The organism is Pantoea folii (assembly GCF_056678875.1).
The window spans coordinates 1-1,896 of the sequence record NZ_JBWXON010000040.1 but is presented as its reverse complement, the minus strand read 5'-3'; the positions used below and the strand labels follow the sequence as shown (position 1 = coordinate 1,896).

General features: G+C 51.1%; 4 protein-coding genes. 2 read left to right on the top strand and 2 right to left on the bottom strand.

Translation table 11 applies throughout. The features are described from left to right. Positions 1 to 358, top strand: a 358-nt coding sequence (locus AC1MDE_RS25765; RefSeq protein WP_480345217.1) for a gp53-like domain-containing protein, incomplete at its 5' end; no start/stop codon positions are given. Further along, positions 358 to 759, top strand: a complete 402-nt coding sequence (locus tag AC1MDE_RS25760; RefSeq protein ID WP_480345216.1) for a tail fiber assembly protein — start codon at positions 358 to 360, stop codon at positions 757 to 759. The genes AC1MDE_RS25765 and AC1MDE_RS25760, both read left to right, overlap by 1 nt. A gap of 54 nt (positions 760 to 813) precedes the next feature. Here AC1MDE_RS25760 and AC1MDE_RS25755 read toward each other — a convergent pair whose 3' ends face one another. After that, positions 814 to 1,362: a tail fiber assembly protein gene (locus AC1MDE_RS25755; protein WP_480345214.1), complete on the bottom strand. Its 549-nt coding sequence runs from the start codon at positions 1,360 to 1,362 to the stop codon at positions 814 to 816. A gap of 56 nt (positions 1,363 to 1,418) precedes the next feature. Then, a partial coding sequence (locus AC1MDE_RS25750; protein ID WP_480345212.1) for a phage tail protein occupies positions 1,419 to 1,896 on the bottom strand: 478 nt, incomplete at its 5' end.

Sequence of the window (1,896 nt, the reverse complement as noted above, 5' to 3'; positions counted from 1 at the left end):
AAACCTTGGTTTGGGTGAAGCGGCTAAAAAGGATGTCGGAAATGGTGCAGGACAGGTGCCAGACATGAGCTTTTTTGCTGCTGTTAAAAGCGGTAATGGATACTGCAAGCTTCCTAATGGCATCATTTTTCAGTGGGGATATGGAAGTTTTGCCCAACAATCAGTAACAGTTGTCACACTGCCTATAGCCTTCCCGAATGCCGGTTTCAGCGTTCTGGCGAATAAAGGGTCAAAGATCACAATGGCGGGTGAATATTCGGTAGGCCTGCAATTTCGCGATAAGGCTTCTTTCGATCTCTCATGCACTGGCCCCGGAAATTCTCAGCAGGGCATCTGGTGGATAGCGGTAGGTTACTAATGAAAAAATACTCCCCCTCTTATAATGCTTTTTATGAAACAACCATTAACGATGTCATTCCTGAGGACGCTGTAGATATTACTGATGAGAAATGGGCGGCATTGCTTGAAGGCCAAACTCAGGGAAAAGTCATTTCATTTGGTCCTGATATGAGACCCTGCCTGAATGAACCACCACTGCCTACTTCAGAGGAAGTGATCATGCAGGCAGAGGTGAGAAAGAACCAGCTCAGGGCATTTGCCGATGCAACTATTCAGCCTCTACAGGATGCCACTGATTTGGAAATGGCTACTGAAGATGAGAGTGCATTGCTGATTGCCTGGAAGAAATATCGGATTCAGCTCATGCGCGTTGATACATCTGCTGGGCTAAGCATTGTCTGGCCTGATACGCCTGTATGATATCAAGCTTTTCAATCTGGCTTAGCTTCCTATAGACAAGCTATCCATATCCGTTTACGCCTGGTCAGGTCGCACTGGCCAGTTAATATCCGGCGCGCCTGACATATCTAATGCCTGCACAGCCTGCAGGTATCGCATCCACGCGGTAAGCAAAATTTTATCCTCATCCTTAATAATTCCAAGCATGAGCTGTGTCTGCCACGCCTGTGTAATGCTGCCCGCTTCAACTGTGCGCGCTGCTTTTTCTTCTTCCGCCGTGATAACAGCCGCCTTTTTTGCAGCAACTGTATCTGTAACCCATGCTGCACCGCCCCACTTATCAAAAGCCGTCGCAGGTATAAGTAGCGTGGTTCCTGCAGGGTAATCGCCCGGAAGCGAAATAGTAGTGGCTTCACCGGTCGCTGTGCTGTACACCGTTTCGCCGCGATGGTCTGCCACCTGCAACCATCTGCCGTCAAGAAACACACTCACCTGACCTGCCATCACGGAAGGTGGAGCACTCACGGTTGAATGCGCGGGGATGCCAAGTCCCTGCGCCAGAAACTCCTGGCTGCTGCCTGTATAAAGGCCGGTTTCGGGATGGAAGTTAAACACCGTCAGCATACCTGACGCCTGCGCCAGCCCGTTCTCATCCAGCGTAATCTCTTTTTTATCGATCATTATGCAGCCCTTACGATGTAGTTGAATGCGACATTGCGCGGACGAGTTTCCGCAGCTGAGCGCGCTACGTTTGCGGAGTCGTAACTTACTGCATTACCGGTTTTGTTCTGCGTAACTGGAGTTTGCACGCGTTCAGGTCCCTCGGAAAACACGCCACCTGTGGATGCATGCGGGCTGGTCATTAATCCAATACCATTACCCATTTCAAGGGTGCCAGTCAGTCGCTGCAGTGCATCACTCTGTAATGAAAGTAAGGTTCGCCCACTGTCTGCTCCGCGCCCATCATCCCAGCCACGAATAAATTCGCCGCGCAGGTCAGGTAATTTCAGCGATGTATAGGCTTTAGCCAGTAAGGGGTAGTCCGCTGCGCTGAACGCCGCCCCGTTGCACTTTAGCCAGCCGGTAGGTACCGTCGCTAAAGGCCAAGGCACCGGCACACCAACGGGCAGCGCGGAGCCGTCGCCCAAACCAAGGTTT